Source organism: Serratia rhizosphaerae (assembly GCF_009817885.1).
Lineage (GTDB): Bacteria > Pseudomonadota > Gammaproteobacteria > Enterobacterales > Enterobacteriaceae > Serratia_B > Serratia_B rhizosphaerae.
In genome coordinates this window covers 3,606,956-3,624,455 of record NZ_CP041764.1, presented here as the reverse complement: position 1 = coordinate 3,624,455, position 17,500 = coordinate 3,606,956, and the positions used below count along the sequence as shown (strand labels likewise).

The following is a 17,500-nucleotide window of genomic DNA, read 5'->3' as shown; positions in this document are numbered from 1 at the left end:
TTTATTTTCCTGTGTGCATACTGAACAACAGCAACACCGTTACCGCACATTAAGGAGCATCCATGGAAATCGTCACCGATCAACTACGCTATCGCGTTGACTGGACGCGTCTGGCGGCCCTGCTGGAAGCCGCCGGGCTGGGCAAACGCGACCCGCAGCTGACCGAGCAGATCTACCACAACAACGCGTTTTGCTACTGGGGCTACCTGGACGGCGAGCTGATCGCCACCGCCCACGCCATCAGCGACCGCATTTCGGTGGCCTATCTGGCCGACGTGGCGATTCACCCGGATTTTCAGGGCCGCGGCTACGGCCGGCAGCTGATGGATCGCATCATGGAAGACCTGGCGCCGCTCGGTAAAATATTTATCTACGCCGTTCCCGATAAGCTGGCTTTCTATAAAAAATACGGCTTCCACGATCTGACCACCGGCATGGTGTTTGCCGAAGGCGCGGCGCTCAGCCGGCTGCAGGATAATGGCTATGTGCGCTAAGCCGCTTTATTCATCTTTTTAATCGCTCCGCCGGCAGAATTAGCAAAATTTTAGCAGCCGGCGCCCACGGCGATTTTTTCACGTTTTCTCTGCCTTTCAGAGCATTGCACGGTGGAACTCACCGCCTTTTTTCGGCATGCTGAACGCTAATTTTCGTTTTACCGCCGACGGCGGTTTTTTCACCGGGAATTCCGGTATTTCGTGGCAAAAAAGGGCACAACACCATGACGTTGACCATGTACGGCATCAAAAACTGCGACACCATTAAAAAAGCACGCCGCTGGCTGGAAGAACAGGGCGTGGCGTACCAATTTCACGACTATCGCGCGGACGGGCTGAGCGAACAGCAGCTGCGCGGCTTTGTCGAGCAGCTGGGCTGGCAACCGCTGCTGAACACCCGCGGCACCACCTGGCGCAAGCTGGATGAAGCGCAGCGCAACGCCTGCGACAACGCCGAGGCGGCCATCGCCCTGATGCTGGCGCAGCCGGCCATCATCAAGCGTCCGCTGCTGGACGACGGCAACGGCCATGCGCTGCTGGGCTTCAAAGCTGAGAACTACCAACAATTTATTGCCGAGGTAACCGCATGATTTGCCCCGTGATCGATCTGGCGCAACAGTTAATCCGCCGCCCTTCCCTCAGCCCGCACGATGAAGGCTGCCAGGCGATGCTGATTGAGCGCCTGACGGCTATCGGCTTTACCGTCGAGCAGATGGATTTCGAAGATACGCAGAATTTTTGGGCCTGGCGCGGCGAAGGCGAGACGCTGGCGTTCGCCGGCCATACCGACGTGGTGCCGAGCGGCGATGAAAGCCACTGGGACAACCCGCCGTTTGAACCGACCATCCGCGGCGGCATGCTGTACGGCCGCGGCGCGGCCGATATGAAAGGCTCACTGGCGGCGATGGTGGTCGCGGCAGAACGCTTCGTCGCCGCCAACCCCAACCATCGGGGACGGCTGGCGTTTCTCATCACCTCCGATGAAGAGGCCAGCGCCACCCACGGTACGGTGAAAGTGGTCGAGACGCTGATGGCGCGCAACGAGCGGCTGGACTACTGCCTGGTCGGCGAACCGTCCAGCACCGACCGCGTCGGCGACGTGGTGAAAAACGGCCGCCGCGGCTCCATCACCGCCAACCTGCGTATCCACGGCGTACAGGGCCACGTCGCCTATCCGCACCTGGCGGATAACCCGGTGCACCGCGCCATGCCGGCGCTGAATGAACTGGTAAGCATCGAATGGGATCGCGGCAACGACTATTTCCCGCCGACCAGCATGCAGATCGCCAATATCCAGGCCGGCACCGGCAGCAATAACGTCATCCCCGGTGAACTGTTTGTCCAGTTTAATTTCCGCTTCAGCACCGAACTGACCGACGCCATCATCAAACAGCGGGTCGAAGAGCTGTTGGAGCGCCATCAGCTAAACTACAGTATCGAATGGCGTCTTTCCGGCCAGCCGTTCCTCACCCCGCGCGGCGCGCTGGTGGATGCGGTGGTTAACGCCGTTGAGTATTATACTGAGCTGACGCCGCAGCTGCTGACCACCGGCGGCACCTCCGACGGGCGCTTTATCGCCCAGATGGGCGCGCAGGTGGTGGAACTGGGGCCGGTCAACGCCACTATCCATAAAATCAACGAATGCGTGAACGCCGCCGATCTGCAGCAGCTCAGCCGGATGTATCAACGCATTATGGAGCAACTGATCGCATGATCACCCCGGAAATGCTAACCGGACGTTCAACCGAACATCTGGTGCCGCTGGTCGGCAACCACCGCCTGCAGCCGCAGGCGGTGCAGGCCTTTCTCGCCATGCAGCAGGCTGCCGCACAGGCAGGTTTTGACCTGCAGCCCGCCAGCACCTTCCGCGATTTCGACCGGCAGTTGGCGATCTGGAATGGCAAATTCTGCGGCGAGCGGCCAGTATTAGACAAAGAGAGCCGCCCGATGGATATCGGGCCGCTGTCGGCGGAAGAACGCTGCACCGCGATTCTGCGCTGGTCGGCGCTGCCGGGCGCCAGCCGCCACCACTGGGGCAGCGATTTGGATATCTACGATCCCACGCTGCTGCCGGCAGGCCAGAAACTGCAGCTGGAGCCGTGGGAGTATGAGGAAGGCGGCTACTTCGCGCCGCTCAACCGGTGGCTGACGGCGCATATGGCCGAGTTCGGCTTTTATCGCCCGTTTACCGAAGACGGCGACGGCGTGGCGGTTGAACCCTGGCACCTGAGCTATCGCCCGCTGGCGCAGCAGGCGGAGCATCTGCTGACGCCGGCGCTGCTGCTGGCAGCCTGGCAGGATAAGGACGTGGCCGGTAGCGAATGGCTGGCACAGCATTTGCCGGCGATTTTTTCGCGTTTTATACGCGCTGAAGGAAAGGTGTAAATATGCATTGGTTAGCAGATTACTGGTGGGTAATCCTCCTGGTACTGGTCGGGATGGTCATCAGCGGCATTAAGGAATTGCGCCGCGTCGACGTCAAAAAGTACCTGGCCGATAAGCCCGAACTGCCGCCACACCGTGATAACAACGCACAGTGGGACGACGAAGACGACTGGCCGAAAAAGAAATAATCTCAGGGCGCCCATACGGCGCCCTGTTTATTTATGGCCGGGCGGCGCTCCACTCACGCCAGCGGCGACAGTGCTGTTCATCCATCTGCGCCAACGCCTGAGCGGCTTCCTGCCGCCACTGGCGCAGCAACGCCTTCTGGCCGTTCACACGGCACTGCGTCACGCACTGCTCCACGGACAGCTGCTGCTGTAAGTGCGCGCGCAACGCCGGCAACGGCAACGTGCTGTGCAGCAGCAGACGCTGCAGCGCGCCAAGGCTGGCCTCCAGCGGTCGGTGGGCAAAGGCAAAGCCCGCCAGCTCACGCCAGTCATCTTCATTGAGCTGCGGATCGCCATCGTCGCCGGGGATTGCCAGCGTCAGCGCAATGCGCTGCTGCAGCCAGCGCCAGTCGCGCGCCAGGTGCTTACGCGCCGCCTGGCACAGCATTTCGCCCTGCTCGCTGAGCGGCAACAGCGCCATCACGCTGTAGCAGCCGCTGCTGGCCTCCGGCCGGCTGCCGATGCGCGCCAACTCAAAGCCGCAGCTCTGCCAGAAGCGCCACAGCGGCTCGGTGTAGCCAAAGCTGACGGACAGGTAATCCAGCCCCTGCGCCTGCCGGCGCTGCTGCTCAATCAGCCGGCGGGCAATGCCCTGCCGGCGCAGCGCCGGCAGCACCGCCACGCGGGTAATACGGCGCGACCGCAGGGTCGGCGCCCACCACTGGCCGCCGTGCGCCGCCAGCGACTGCGCCACCAGACTGCCGCGCGGACGCCGCCGTCCGGCCCACACCTCGTGAGCCAGCGCCGCGGGCAACCCGCCCTCTTCCGTCAGCCACAGCGCGCCCGCCACTTCGCCGTCCGCCTGCACGGCGACGGCAAACTGCATACCCGGCGCATCCATCAGCCGCCGCAGATCAAGCGGCGAGGTGCGGTAATGGGCGCTGGTGAGCAAGGCGTAAAAGCGCTGCAGCAGCGCGTCATCGCCACACAGCTGCGGCTGCGTCAGCCGACGATAGCCGATCGTCTGGCCGGCCGTCTGCCAGGGCTGCAGTTCGTTAAACAGCAGTGCGTCATCAATAATCCGCTCCAGCGCGTCACCGGCCGCCCAGCGCATCGGCTGTTGCAGACTCAGCCCCTGCCACTGCGGCAGAGAGGCGCAAAATTTCAGCAGAAAACCTCGGCCGGTGCCTTCATAGCCCTGCACCGTGGTGGTCAGCAGAACCCGAGGGAAATAGGCAATCAGCTGTTGCAACAGCGGCGCGGGGATCGCCGCCGCCTCGTCAACCAGCAGCCAGTCGGCAACTGAGCTTCCCGGCTGCCGACAGTGCGCCAGCAGCGCGTCCGGCGCCCAGAACTGCGCGTTTCCCTGCGCCCACTGGCTGGCGACCTCGGTGGCCGCACGGCTGGGGCCGGTGATCCAACAGCTCTGCGCCGAACGCTGCACCAGCATGCCCGCCAGCGTCGATTTACCCCGGCCACGCGGCGCGGTCAGCACCCAGATGCCGCGCTCGCTCGCCAGCAGCCGCGTCAACAAAGCCTGTTGTTCAGCGGTGGGTTCGCCGTTCGGCGCCTGCCAGTCCGGCCTTGCCGGCAGCGGCGCCAGTTGCAACGGCTGGCCCTGCCGCCAGATGCTCACTTCGGCGTCCGCCGTCAGTCGCTGCTGTAAGTGCGCGATAAAATTCGGCGTGGCGATGGGCTGCGGGCTGTCGCTCCAGCGCAGGCTGTCGGCATCCGCGCGCTGCGGCCAGCTTTGCCACGGCGGCGTCAGCAACAGCAGCCAACTGCCGGCGCGCAGTGCGCCGGCCAGTTGGGCCAGCGCCTCGACGTCCAGCCCGTCGCCGGCGTCAAATACCGCATGCAGCCGCTCCTGCCCCAGCATAGTGCGCACTTCGCCGTGGTTCAGCGCCTGTGCGCCGTGCGGCGCCTCACCGCCGCACCATGGCCAGTCACCGGGCATGGTGGCCATCAGCCGTTGTGCCTGCTGGCGACACCAGTCGGCATCGCCGCTTAATACCAACAGCCGGCGGATGCCCTGCCGCTGCATACGCTGTTGCATAGTCGGTAACATAAGTGTTCAGCCCGGAGATAAAAAATGCCGGCGCGTTTGCGCCGGCATGTCGGTCAATATTAAAAACGGCGTGCTCAACGGCTGGCGAAGGTGTTGCAGCTGTTCGGATCGCCGCTGTCGAAGCCCTGTTTAAACCAGGTGTAACGCTGTTCGGAAGTGCCGTGAGTGAAGCTGTCCGGTACTACGCGCCCCTGGCTCTGCTGCTGCAGACGGTCATCGCCGATCGCCTGCGCCGCATTCAGCGCCGCCTGCAGATCGCCCTCTTCCAGCATCTGCTGTTTCTCGGCGTACTTGCCCCACACGCCGGCGAAGCAGTCAGCCTGCAGCTCCATTTTCACCGACAGGCGGTTAACCTCGGTCTGGCTGGCGCCCTGCTGCATCTGCCGCACCTTCGGCTCAATGCCCAGCAGGTTCTGCACGTGGTGGCCCACTTCATGCGCCACCACATACGCCTGGGCGAAGTCGCCGCCGGCGCCCAGCTTATCTTTCATATCCTGATAGAACGACAGGTCGATATACACAGCTCTGTCGCCCGGGCAGTAAAACGGCCCCATCGCCGACTGGCCGGTGCCGCAGCGGGTAGACGTCACGCCGCGGTACATCACCAGCTTCGGCGGTTCGTAGGTTTTGCCCATCCGCTGGAACACTTCTTTCCAGTTATCTTCGGTAGAAGCCAGCACCACCGAGGTGAACTTCGCCAGCTCATCATCTTTCGGGCTGATGTTGGCGCTCTGCTGCTGCGTTTGCGGCGTCACATCGCCGCCGGTCAGCAGCGGCGACAGGTCAATACCGTAATAACCGGCGACCAGCACCACCACCAGCAGCACAATGCCGCCCTTGCCGCGGATCGGCGGACGGAAACCGCCGCCGCCCTGGCCTGAAGATTGCCCGCGACGATCCTCAACATTGTCACTTTCCCGACGCCCTTGCCAACGCATAAGTAAACTCCAGATGAATTTTTTAATAATCGTAGGTAATTAGGCGGCCGCCCGCAATAGCGAGTTCGGTTTCGCCTGTCCTGCCAGTGACTACAGTATAAAGGTTTGCCGCGGGGGGAAATGCAGAATTTTTCCGGAAATGGCGCTGAAATGACGGGACGCGCTTATCGCGTCCCGTTAGCGCGCGTAATTAATCCAGCGTTACGCCGATGCGGCGCGCCACTTCTTCATAGGCTTCGATCAGGCCGCCCAGGCTCTGGCGGAAGCGATCTTTATCCATTTTATCCAGAGTGTTTTTGTCCCACAGGCGGCTGCCGTCCGGCGAGAACTCGTCGCCCAGCACCACTTCGCCGTTGAACAGGCCGAACTCCAGCTTGAAGTCCACCAGGATCAGGCCGGCGTCGTCAAACAGCTTGCTCAGTACCTCGTTGGCGCGGTAGCTCAGCTCGCGCATGCGCGCCAGGTGCTCTTTGCCGACCCAGCCGAAGGTTTCGCAATAGGATTCATTGACCATCGGGTCGTGCATCGCATCGTTTTTCAGGAACAGGTCGAACAGCGGCGGGCTCAGCTCCAGGCCTTCTTCAATGCCCAGGCGCTTCACCAGCGAGCCGGCGGCGCGGTTGCGGATAACGCATTCGACCGGCACCATATCCAGCTTTTTCACCAGCACTTCATTATCCGACAGCAGGCGTTCCATCTGCGTCGGGATGCCGGCTTCTTCCAGCTTGCTCATGATAAAGTGGTTGAACTTGTTGTTCACCATCCCTTTGCGATCGAATTGCTCAATGCGCTGACCATCCAGTGCTGACGTATCGTTACGGAATTCCAGCACCAACAGATCCGGATTTTCAGTGGTGTAGACCGTTTTTGCCTTGCCGCGATACAACTCAGCTAGCTTTTGCATCTTACTTACTCCAATAAAGAATAGTTCTAAAAAAATGCCTCAACGCACGGGCTTCTATTGTGCCAAAACTACGACGCAAACGATACCGTATCAACAAAACAAAAAGGGGCCGTAGCCCCTTTTTGATTATTTTGCGCTGGTTTGACTAAACGCAGACTGGAATACCGATACCAGCGCGTCGTTCTGCGACTGGGTCAGCGGTTTCCCTTTGGTAGCAATAAACTGCAGGCTGGTGCGGTTGTTCAGATCCCCGACCTGCAGCTTGTAATCGCCTTCGGTCAGCTCTGGATCCTTCACGCCCAGCGCATCCCAGTCGCTGCTGCTCAGGGATTTGTAGGTCACGGCCACGGTGCCCTGCGGACGGCTGCGGTCGCCCACGCTCATGCCGACTTTTTCCAGCGCCGGCGGCAGACGGTCCCACACCACGGTGTACGGCGCGCGCACGATCAGCACCGGCAGACCGGTATCGTCAGCGCCGCTCTGTACGTCCAGCGCGCCTGCTCGATTGGCGGTCTGGGCGTTGGCCAGGTTGTCCTGCTTGTCCAGCCCTTCCACCAGGGTGTTCATCATCATGCCGTTATAGCGTTGCACGTCAGACGGGTCGGTAACCTGTTCGGTTTTCCCCTGCTGCTGCAGGCCGACGCTTTTCACCACCAGCGCCTGCTGGTAACCCTGCTGCTGCACGCTGATCTGATAGCGGCCTTCGTACTGGTTGTCTTCATCCAGGCGGTTCCACTTCACCCAGTCGGTGGTCAACGTCTGAGCGGCGTCCTGACGGGAAGCGATGCTGATGTTTTTCGCCTGCAGTTGGCTGACCACGCGCGACCACAGATTCTGGTTCTGCGGGCTGTTCTCCAGCAGCAGCGTGCCGCTGTCGCCGGCGTACTGCGCGCGTGAACCGCTCAGCAGGGCCAGAGGCTGCACCGGCGGACGAATGTCCAGCTGCTTGCCGACCTGGCCTTTGGCGGCGGTCTGCGGTACATCGTAGTTGCCATTTTGCACCGGCAGAATCATGCCGGCAGGCGCGTTCAGCGCTTTGAGCGGTGCCGAGTCGAGATAAGCCTCGTCGCCGCTAACCTGACGTTTGTAACGCTGATCGCTGGAACAGGCCGCCAGCATCATCACCAGGGAGATGCCGACAACTTTTGCCACCGTCGACTTTTGCAATGAATAAGCCATCAAATTTCCTTTAAGAGTTTCATCCCGTGCACCCTCGGCCGCAGCGTTTTACCGCGGCATCACGCACTCAGGGTTCAAGCAAACCGGCGCTTTTCAGCGCACGCTCAACAATCGGGCGGGCGGCCTCAGCCAGCGGCGTCATCGGCAGACGCATGGTGTCGTTGGCAATCAGGCCAAGCGCCTTACAGGCCCACTTCACCGGAATCGGGTTCGCTTCGACAAACAGGTCCTGATGCAGCGGCATCAGGCGCTGGTTCAAACGGCGCGCGGCGGCGAAATCGCCCTGCGCGGCCAGCTGGCAAAGCTGCGCCATGTCACGCGCGGCGATGTTGGCCGTCACGGATATTACCCCTTTACCGCCCAGTTGCATAAAGTCCAGACCGCTGGCGTCGTCGCCGCTCAGCAGAATGAAATCTTCATCATCAACCAGCAGTTGGATCTGACTAACGCGGCTTAAGTTCCCCGTCGCCTCTTTAATTGCGACAATATTTTTAATTTTGGCCAGCCGCGCCACGGTCGCCGGCAGCATATCGCAGCCGGTACGAGACGGTACGTTATACAGGATTTGCGGCAGATCGGTGCTGTCGGCAATCGCCTTGAAGTGCTGGAACAGCCCTTCCTGCGTCGGTTTGTTGTAATAAGGCGTCACCGTCAGGCAGCCTGCCACACCGCTGCCGTTGAAACGCTGGGTCAGGGCAATCGCCTCGGCGGTGGCGTTGGCGCCGGTGCCGGCGATCACCGGAATGCGGCCGTCGGCCAGTTCCAGCGTCTGCAGGACCACGTCCACATGCTCATCATGGGCAAGCGTTGCCGACTCGCCAGTCGTCCCGACGGAAACAATAGCCGACGTCCCGGCGGCAACATGGTAATCAATCAGTTTTTTTAGGCTCGCACGATCGACGGCGCCCGCGTCGTCCATCGGCGTAACCAGCGCAACTATACTTCCCGTAAACATTGGCCGTCCCCTCCACAAACAAGTCACCCATGGTTCTTTTTTTTGTCAATACAACACCATGACTTAAATACGAAAATAAAAATCATCGCCCAAAAATTGACCACGCCGTGAGAAAACATACCCATAGCATCACCGAATTGTATCAGCGTTTAACTACAACCGCAGCAGTTCAATTACACATAATCGTCAAGCGCAACGTGCTCATAAGCGGCGTTAACACGCCCTCTCCGCGCCCCCTGACTGGACGGATCTTGTTGGTGCCAGACTCTTTGGGTTGGGTAATCCCTCCCGGAACAGACTGAAGCAACAGCACGCCAGACTGATTTTGTATGCAAGCGGGGTCAAAAAAGCCTCATACCGATCGCTTGCCGGAGGCAAAACGTGTACCACACGTCGAGAACGTGGACCGGCAGATACTCACTTCATCACGTTGATTTTACCATCATGCCTGACGCGTAATAGATACGAGCGGGCGGGATTCTCCCCCAGTTCTTTTTTTCTACTGGAGAATTATCGCGGCCTGTCCATAAAAAGAATGAATTAATGGTTAGCATCCATTTTTTCTTTTATTTTTATAAGTTCCTTTATATACGTATTAGCCTTATCGCCTTTTTCTATCTCTGCCGAAATCAATGAAGAAAAGCTATCACCAAAATTATCTTTCATTGATGGATCCGCACCATTATCCAATAACACCTCAATATGCTCTATCTTGCTGTTATATAATGAATTTATTAGCGGAGTTCTATTCATGCGTCCTTTGATGTTAACGTCAGCACCATATTTAATCAGTGTTTTTAATGTTTCCGTATTAGGTGCTTGTAAACTTTTAAATATAATGGGTTGATTATTTACTTTATCTCTTGCATTAGGCGATAAACCAGCCTCCAGCATGGCTTGAATCCAGACCCCTTTGTTAGCTTTCATAACAAATTCAACCGGACTGCTTTTTCCCGCAGGTCTGGGTTGTAATGGATCCGCTCCAGCCTTAATTAGGTCTGTGATAATCTGGAGTCTTTCTGGTGTAGCATTATCATAAATTGCGTTATTTATTGCCCAAAAGAGCAACGTTATTTCAGCCTTAGCCGGACGATTCAGGTCATCTTCACTCACTGTCGGCAACACTTTGTCGAGTCTCCGCTCATCACCATCATAAATAGTTTTAGCGATTTCCAACTGTGTACCCTCAAAATAATCCTGCGGTTGTAAATCCATATCTTCCTTACACCCCTGAATAATGAATATCGAGCATAACAATGTGATAGCGATAATGATTTTTTTCATATTCTCCCCCGAATGATCGCTATATCATCGTCTTTTTCAGACTCGATGCAGTTTATTGCCTGATCGATACCATGCTTGTCCAATAATGAGCCCGTACCGCCCGGTAGAGTATGTTTGACACCCACGGCATCAGGCGCCAGCATGGATACCTCTTCCTTAAGCACTACGGCTTGAGGATAGAAGTAAACACTTTTCGCATCTTCCCACAAATCAACCTCTTGTACTTTTGTTAAAAGTTCACCTTCAACACGGTATGCTTGTATGTTTTTTTCACTGCCTACGGCTGTGCCGCCATATTTTTCTACTGTGCCGGAGTTCAATCCCGCTGCATTAAATGTCCAAGCTGATTTTCCGCTGGCAATCGATGCTGCTGATGCCATGCCGCCACCAAGGGAATGCCCCGAAATATCGACATCCCCTTTAATTCCCTTACCTATATTTACTGCTTTTTGGTAATAGTCTGAATAAAATCCCAAACCTTGCGAGCCATTATTATCCCAGTCATTGACATTTTTAATCCCTGATAAATCTCTTTTGAGTAATACATTTTTTGTAGCATTACCTATTCCTTCAGGAAACTCTGGTGCGCGTGACCCCCTAAATACCACTGTCGGATTCATTGCCTTACCAAATACATTTTCGTCCGGCTGGTAGACACGGGCTAAAAAACCAGGGGAACCCTCATCGTCATAGAGCATATCTTTGCTCAATCCAATTTTGTCTAATGCAATATCATCGTTGCTAATATCTTTCCATCCCTCAGGCACACCAGGAGTTTCCACCAAGGGATTTGTCGTCTTATAAACATTCTCGGCTAACTTCGCTTTTTCTACCGCCACGTTGTTCTGAGCCAGCCGTTGCGCAGCGATACGTGCGTCCGGGTAAATACTGCGATTTCCTCGCGCAATCAGGGACTGCCGCTCTTGCCAACGTTCCGCCTTGGTCATCGGCCGCATTGCTTTCGCTGTAGCGACAACGGCTGCGGCCGCTGTTGCTATAGCCTGCTGCAGCGGCGGCTTACGGGTCATATTCTGATTCGGTGGCAAGATCGTTGGTCTGGCACGATGACCATAGCGTTTCACCATCGTCTCATAGCGCGATATCACCCGTTCAACGGGATATAGAATCGGCAGATAACTACCAGGATAACGTCGTAACCGCCCCTCCTCATCAACGTAGAAGACCTGTTTAGACGGCGACCAAGTGCCGCCCCCTTCACCAATCGCCACCAACTCACCATGATTGAGGTCATCGAATACGATACGCTTCATGGTAGTGTCTTCTTTATATCCCGTGACACCGATGCCCGACTGGGTATTACGGACAACGCGATACTGGCTGCATATAGACATCCCGGCAGCCCCGCCAAACAGGTAATCGCGGTCCAGCTCATAATGAGCCATCGAAGGACTAAGTATCCTAGGAAAGTCATCCGGGGACATGTTCTAAAATGATAGAAAAATCAGTCTCATACCCTATTTTATCTCTGCTTTGATGGGTGTACTGTTGGCTACATCGATGTAGTTTCATTATGATAAGTTAATCTTATCACTTCTTTTTTACCAGCCAGCATGCGGCCATATTTGGTCTGAATGTTTGACAACCGACGTCAATCAATATAGTCAGATACGTATCCTCCCCCATAGCGGTTGCCATACCGGCCATAAAATTCAACTCAGGTTCGCATCACGCAATGCGACAAAATATTTAGCATGGGAAAACCAGGTGATTATTTGCGCAGGGCTGCGAGCACGGGCAAAAAACATAGTCTGCGTTATAAATTAGGAACACACGGTGCGTCTAACCAAAAGCAAGCAAACAACGGCGTTGTAAGCGCTTGGCAGGCGGTTTTTTTTATGTTTACCATGGTATACCCAAAATACGCGGCGTTGTATCCGCCGGCACGCGTATTCCATTGAGCACAACAGGAAGCCCCATGTCGCCACAGTCCGCTGAACACTATCTGGTGATTACCGCTCTCGGCGCCGACCGACCCGGTATCGTCAACACCATCACCCGCCACGTCAGTAGCTGCGGGTGCAATATCGAAGATAGCCGTCTGGCCATGTTGGGCGAAGAATTCACCTTTATTATGCTGCTGTCCGGCAGTTGGAACGCCATTACGCTGATCGAGTCGACCCTGCCGCAGAAAGGGGCCGAGCTTGAGCTGCTGATTGTGATGAAACGCACAAATTCGCACGAACGCCCGCCGATGCCGGCCACGGTCTGGGTGCAGGTGGAGGTACAGGACTCGCCGCATATCATCGAACGCTTTACCGATCTGTTCGACTCCAGCCAGATGAATATCGCCGAGCTGGTGTCGCGCACCCAGCCCGCCGAAGGCGATCGGCCGCCGCAGCTGTATATTCAGATTACCGCGCACAGCCCCGGCAAGGCGGATGCGTTAAATATTGAGCAAGCCTTCCATCGCCTATGTACAGAATTGAATGCGCAAGGCAGTATTAACGTCGTGAACTATCCACAGCATGATGAGAGAGATGGAGAGTAGTGATGAGCCCATTGAAAGCCGGTGATACAGCGCCGAAATTTAGTTTGCCTGACCAGGACGGTGAGGAAATTAGTTTGGCCGACTTCCAGGGACAGAAGGTTTTGGTTTATTTCTACCCGAAGGCCATGACGCCCGGTTGTACCGTGCAGGCCTGCGGTCTGCGCGACAATATGGATCAGCTGAAGCAGGTCGGCGTTGAAGTGCTGGGCATCAGCACCGACAAGCCGGAGAAGCTGTCCCGCTTTGCCGAGAAAGAGCTGCTGAACTTTACGCTGCTGTCTGATGAAAACCATCAGGTTGCCGAGCAGTTCGGCGTGTGGGGTGAGAAAACCTTTATGGGTAAAACCTATGACGGCATCCACCGTATCAGCTTCCTGATCGGCGCGGACGGCAAGGTGGAGAAAGTGTTCGACAGCTTTAAGACCACCAACCACCACGATATCGTGCTGGAGTATCTGCAGGCGCACTGAGCCTCACCGCCCTGATAACGCCAAAGGCCCCGGTTTCCGGGGCCTTTGCTTTATGGCAACGTCGTCTGACGGTCCGAGATAGCCGGGCCGGGCGTAACGAGGGGCAAGATTATTCGCTGTCGCGCTCGACCAGCATTTCATCCGGCCAGGCGTGGATCACCGCTTTTACCAGGGTAGCCAGCGGGATGGCGAAGAACACGCCCCAGAACCCCCACAGCCCGCCGAAAATGATCACCGCCAGAATAATCAGCAGCGGGTGCAGGTTGACCGCCTCCGAGAACAAAATCGGCACCAGCAGGTTGCCGTCCAGCCCCTGCACCACCAGATAGGCGATAATCAGCGTCCAGAAATCCGCGCCGACACCCCATTGGAACATCGCCACCACCACCACCGGAATGGTGACCAGCACCGCGCCTATATAGGGGATCAGCACCGAGAAACCAACCAGAACCGCCAGCAGCAGCGAGTAGCGCATGCCCAGCACCAGAAACACCAGATAGGTCGCCACGCCGACGATCACCATCTCCAGCACCTTGCCGCGGATATAGTTGGTGATCTGCTGATTCATCTCCGCCCACACCTGGCCGGCCAGCCCGCGATCGCGCGGCAGAATGCGGCGCACGCCGTTCAGCAGCTGCTCTTTGTCCTTCAGCAGGAAGAACATCATCATCGGCACCAGAATCAGATAGATCGCCAGCGTCAGCAGCCCCACCAGCGACGCCAGCGAGAACTTGACCACCGACTCGCCGACGCCGGACAGGCGGCTGCGCAGGTTCTCCGCCATCATATCGATGATGCCGGCGTCCACCAGCGCCGGGTAGCGCTTCGGCAGCGTCGCGGCAAAATTGTAGAACTGATTTACCATGCCCGGCAGGTCGGTCATCAGGTTCATGCCCTGCTGCCAGGCGGTCGGCGCCACCACAAACACCAGCAGCATGGCGATGCCGGCGAACACCAGCAGCATAATGCTCGCCGCCCAGCTGCGGGAGCAGCCGATACGCTGCAGACGCGCGGTCGGCCACTCCAGCAGATAAGCCAGCACGATCGCCACCAGCAGCGGCGTCAGGATGCCATGCAGAAAATAGAGGATGCAGAATCCGGCGACCAGTATCACCAGCAGGGCGATCGCCTGCGGGTCGGTGAAACGACGTCGGTACCACTGTAATAACATCTCCAACATCAGAGATTGCTCCTTGGGTCCATAACAGAGGAATCGTTGGCTGCCGTTCCTTGGCAACGCAGCGGGAAAACAGAGTTCTTGTTGTAACACAATCTTAGCCCGGAATTCCTCGGGCAAAGGTTTCATTACGGCCTGCGGCTGTCTATGATGTGATGGGTCAGCGCCGCGCGCTCTGCCGCCATTTTTGTGAGTTGGCTCACTTGCGCGCTGATTGTACTGGAGAGTTCGCCACGGAAGAAGAACTCTGTGCGCGAGCAGCAGAACTCTTGCGCCCGATAAACGTCCTAGTTAATACGATATGACGAGGGATACCCCTGACTATGACCACCCGGTTGACCAAACAAGCGATCGCCCTGCTGCTGCTCGGCACGCTCAACGCGAGCGCCATAGCCCCCGCCATGGCGGCCAATCAGGACCAGTTGCCGGATATGGGCACCACCGCCGGCGGCACGCTGAGCATCGGTCAGGAAATGGCGATGGGCGACTTTTACGTCCGCCAGCTGCGCGCCAGCGCGCCGCTGGTCAATGACCCGCTGTTAAGCACCTACATCAACCAGTTGGGCAACCGGCTGGTGGCCAACGCCTATTCGGTGCGTACGCCGTTCCATTTCTTCCTGGTGCGCAACGACGAAATCAACGCCTTCGCCTTCTTCGGCGGCAACGTGGTGCTGCACACGGCGCTATTCCGTGAAACCGACAATGAGAGCCAGCTCGCCTCGGTGCTGGCGCACGAAATTTCGCACGTCACGCAGCGCCACCTGGCGCGCGCGATGGAAGACCAACAGCGCAACGCCCCGCTGACCTGGGTCGGCGCGCTGGGCTCCATTTTGCTGGCGATGGCCAACCCGACCATGGGCATGGCGGCGCTGAGCGGCACCATGGCCGGCACCCAGCAGGGGATGATCAGCTTTACCCAATCCAACGAGCAGGAAGCCGACCGCATCGGCATTCAGGTGCTGCAGCGCGCCGGTTTCGATCCGGAAGCGATGCCTAACTTCCTGCAGAAACTGGCCGATCAGTCGCGCTATGCCTCTAAACCGCCGGAAATGCTGCTGACGCACCCGCTGCCGGACAGCCGCCTTTCCGACGCCCGCAACCGCGCCAACCAGATGGCGCGGCGCATTACCCAGTCCACTCAGGACTACTATATGGCCAAGGTGCGCGCACTCGGCATGTACAGTTCCACCGGCTACGGCCTGACGGAGGACGTGCTCGGCGCCTACGAAAAAGGCAATGTCCGCCAGCAGACCGCCGCCAAGTACGGCCGCGCCATCCTGTTCTACGAAGCGAAAAAGTACGATGCCGCACGCCGGCTGATCCAGCCGCTGCTGGACAAAGAGCGCGACAACGTGTGGTTCCTGGATCTGATGACCGATATCGATCTGGGGCAAAAGCGCGCCGCCCAGGCGATTGCCCGTCTGCAGGCCGCCAACGCGGCGCAGAGCAACAATCCGGTGCTGCAGCTTAACCTGGCTAACGCCTATGTCGAAGGCAACCAGCCGGCGCAGGCGTCGAAAATTCTCAACCGCTATACCTTCGCCCACCCCGACGATCCCAACGGCTGGGATCTGCTGGCGCAGGCCAGCGCGGCACAGGGGCTGCGAGATGAAGAGCTGTCCGCCCGCGCCGAAAGTCTGGCGCTGGGCGGGCGTCTCGATCAGGCTATCGGCCTGCTGAGCAACGCCAGCGCCCTGCAAAAACTCGGCAGCCTGAAACAGGCGCGCTATGATGCGCGTATCGATCAACTCCGTCAGCTGCAGCAACGTTTCCGTCAATACCAGCGCAGCTGATTTTTAAGGAAGAAACAGATGAAAAACGTCACCATTTACCACAACCCGCGCTGCTCCAAAAGCCGTGAAACGCTGGCCCTGCTGGAGCAGCACGGCGTCCAGCCCGACGTGGTGCTGTATCTGGAGACCCCGCCCTCGGTCACGCAGTTAACCACGCTGCTGCAACAGCTGGGGTTCAGCTCCGCCCGCGAGCTGATGCGTAAGAAGGAAGATCTCTACAAATCGCTTAATCTGGCGGATGACAGCCTGAGCGAACAGCAACTGCTGCAGGCAATGGTGGAAAACCCGAAACTGATCGAACGTCCGATCGTGGTTAAAGGCAAGCAGGCGCGCATCGGCCGGCCGCCGGAGCAGGTGCTGGACATTCTGTAAGGGATGCGGGGCCGGCGCACGGCCCCGCTATAGACTGAGGATCTCTTTGACGAACGGAATGGTCAGCTTACGCTGGGCGGTGATCGACGCGCGATCGAGCTGATCCAGCGTCATAAACAGCGTGCGCATCTCGCGATCCAGCCGCTTCAGCAGGAAACGGCCCACGTCTTCCGGTAGCTCAAAGCCGCGCAGTTTGGCGCGCAGCTGCAGGGCCTGCAATTTCTCATCATCCGACAGCGGCTGCAGTTTATAGATCTGCCCCCAATCCAGACGCGACGCCAGATCCGGCAGCTGCAGGTTCAGCTGGCGCGGCGGACGGTCGCCGGTAATAAACAGCCGGGTGCGCCCGGTTTCCAGAATGCGGTTATAGAGATTGAAGATCGCCATTTCCCACTCTTCGTCGCCGGCGATGCATTCGATGTTGTCGATGCAGACCAGCGCCAGCTGCTCCATACCGTCCAGCACTTCCGGCACGAAATAGGCGCGCTTGTCGAGCGGCACATAGCCCGCAGCTTCCCCGCGCTGTGAAAGCTCAGCGCAGGCCGCATGCAGCAGATGGCTGCGTCCGCCGCCTTCGCGCGACCAGAAATAGATATAGCTGCCGTGTTCCTGACGAACGGCAGACTGGATCGCAGCTAATAGGGACGGATTCTCCCCCGGATAAAAACTGGCGAACGTTTCATCATCGGGAAGATAAAGTGGCAGTGAAAGCTGTGCCGGCGTATTCAGAAGCACCTCAACCAAAACTGGCAGGAAAACGGCGTCAGTTTAACATAGAAAACGCACACTGTTGAACCAGTAGGAT

Annotated in this window: 18 protein-coding genes; 9 read left to right on the top strand and 9 right to left on the bottom strand. The window is 57.9% G+C overall.

Annotation, left to right across the window (positions count from 1 at the left end; all coding sequences use genetic code 11):
• Window positions 1–62 precede the first annotated feature (62 nt).
• The 5 genes from FO014_RS16830 (at window position 63) to FO014_RS16810 (ending at window position 3,067) form a co-directional block, all read left to right on the top strand.
• On the top strand, window positions 63–494 hold the full coding sequence (locus FO014_RS16830; protein ID WP_160030351.1) for a GNAT family N-acetyltransferase: 432 nt from the start codon (window positions 63–65) through the stop codon (window positions 492–494).
• Between the two features lie 224 nt (window positions 495–718).
• Entirely contained in the window at window positions 719–1,084 is a 366-nt protein-coding gene (locus tag FO014_RS16825; RefSeq protein WP_160030350.1) for an ArsC family reductase, read from the top strand.
• A complete protein-coding gene (gene dapE, locus FO014_RS16820; RefSeq protein ID WP_105232093.1) occupies window positions 1,081–2,208 on the top strand; it encodes a succinyl-diaminopimelate desuccinylase in 1,128 nt (375 codons plus the stop codon). The genes FO014_RS16825 and dapE overlap by 4 nt, the downstream gene beginning before the upstream one ends.
• Complete coding sequence (locus FO014_RS16815) at window positions 2,205–2,879, top strand: M15 family metallopeptidase (RefSeq protein WP_105232094.1); 675 nt, start codon at window positions 2,205–2,207, stop codon at window positions 2,877–2,879. Before dapE ends, FO014_RS16815 begins: the two co-directional genes overlap by 4 nt.
• 2 nt (window positions 2,880–2,881) lie before the next feature.
• Window positions 2,882–3,067, top strand: a complete 186-nt coding sequence (locus tag FO014_RS16810; RefSeq protein WP_105232095.1) for a YpfN family protein — start codon at window positions 2,882–2,884, stop codon at window positions 3,065–3,067.
• Between the two features lie 31 nt (window positions 3,068–3,098).
• Here the strand turns inward: FO014_RS16810 and FO014_RS16805 are convergent, their stop codons facing one another.
• From FO014_RS16805 to FO014_RS16775, 7 genes are all read right to left on the bottom strand, one after another.
• Window positions 3,099–5,114 (bottom strand): tRNA(Met) cytidine acetyltransferase TmcA, encoded by a 2,016-nt coding sequence (locus tag FO014_RS16805; RefSeq protein WP_160030349.1) that lies wholly within the window; start codon window positions 5,112–5,114, stop codon window positions 3,099–3,101.
• Between the two features lie 74 nt (window positions 5,115–5,188).
• Window positions 5,189–6,052: a KPN_02809 family neutral zinc metallopeptidase gene (ypfJ, locus tag FO014_RS16800; protein WP_160030348.1), complete on the bottom strand. Its 864-nt coding sequence runs from the start codon at window positions 6,050–6,052 to the stop codon at window positions 5,189–5,191.
• 190 nt (window positions 6,053–6,242) lie between these two features.
• Window positions 6,243–6,956 (bottom strand): phosphoribosylaminoimidazolesuccinocarboxamide synthase, encoded by a 714-nt coding sequence (gene purC / locus FO014_RS16795; RefSeq protein WP_160030347.1) that lies wholly within the window; start codon window positions 6,954–6,956, stop codon window positions 6,243–6,245.
• A gap of 126 nt (window positions 6,957–7,082) precedes the next feature.
• Complete coding sequence (bamC, locus tag FO014_RS16790) at window positions 7,083–8,135, bottom strand: outer membrane protein assembly factor BamC (protein WP_160030346.1); 1,053 nt, start codon at window positions 8,133–8,135, stop codon at window positions 7,083–7,085.
• A 67-nt stretch (window positions 8,136–8,202) separates the two neighbouring features.
• Window positions 8,203–9,090 (bottom strand): 4-hydroxy-tetrahydrodipicolinate synthase, encoded by an 888-nt coding sequence (gene dapA, locus FO014_RS16785; protein ID WP_160030345.1) that lies wholly within the window; start codon window positions 9,088–9,090, stop codon window positions 8,203–8,205.
• A gap of 540 nt (window positions 9,091–9,630) precedes the next feature.
• The gene (locus tag FO014_RS16780; RefSeq protein WP_160030344.1) at window positions 9,631–10,374 is read right to left on the bottom strand and encodes an ankyrin repeat domain-containing protein; all 744 of its coding nucleotides are present in this window, start codon (window positions 10,372–10,374) and stop codon (window positions 9,631–9,633) included.
• A complete protein-coding gene (locus tag FO014_RS16775) occupies window positions 10,371–11,777 on the bottom strand; it encodes a Tle-like phospholipase domain-containing protein (protein WP_246167979.1) in 1,407 nt (468 codons plus the stop codon). Before FO014_RS16775 ends, FO014_RS16780 begins: the two co-directional genes overlap by 4 nt.
• A 533-nt stretch (window positions 11,778–12,310) precedes the next feature.
• Between FO014_RS16775 and FO014_RS16770 the strand changes: the two genes are divergently transcribed.
• Window positions 12,311–12,883, top strand: a complete 573-nt coding sequence (locus FO014_RS16770) for a glycine cleavage system transcriptional repressor (RefSeq protein WP_105232101.1) — start codon at window positions 12,311–12,313, stop codon at window positions 12,881–12,883.
• 2 nt (window positions 12,884–12,885) lie between these two features.
• Entirely contained in the window at window positions 12,886–13,353 is a 468-nt protein-coding gene (gene bcp / locus FO014_RS16765) for a thioredoxin-dependent thiol peroxidase (RefSeq protein WP_105232102.1), read from the top strand.
• A 109-nt stretch (window positions 13,354–13,462) separates the two neighbouring features.
• Here bcp and FO014_RS16760 read toward each other — a convergent pair whose 3' ends face one another.
• Entirely contained in the window at window positions 13,463–14,533 is a 1,071-nt protein-coding gene (locus FO014_RS16760) for an AI-2E family transporter (protein ID WP_160030343.1), read from the bottom strand.
• A gap of 320 nt (window positions 14,534–14,853) precedes the next feature.
• Between FO014_RS16760 and bepA the strand changes: the two genes are divergently transcribed.
• Complete coding sequence (gene bepA, locus FO014_RS16755) at window positions 14,854–16,323, top strand: beta-barrel assembly-enhancing protease (RefSeq protein WP_160030342.1); 1,470 nt, start codon at window positions 14,854–14,856, stop codon at window positions 16,321–16,323.
• An 18-nt stretch (window positions 16,324–16,341) separates the two neighbouring features.
• Entirely contained in the window at window positions 16,342–16,695 is a 354-nt protein-coding gene (arsC, locus tag FO014_RS16750) for an arsenate reductase (glutaredoxin) (RefSeq protein ID WP_105232105.1), read from the top strand.
• 27 nt (window positions 16,696–16,722) lie between these two features.
• On the opposite strand, the gene hda is transcribed toward arsC, so the two are convergent.
• On the bottom strand, window positions 16,723–17,430 hold the full coding sequence (hda, locus tag FO014_RS16745; RefSeq protein ID WP_105233467.1) for a DnaA inactivator Hda: 708 nt from the start codon (window positions 17,428–17,430) through the stop codon (window positions 16,723–16,725).
• Window positions 17,431–17,500 lie beyond the last annotated feature (70 nt).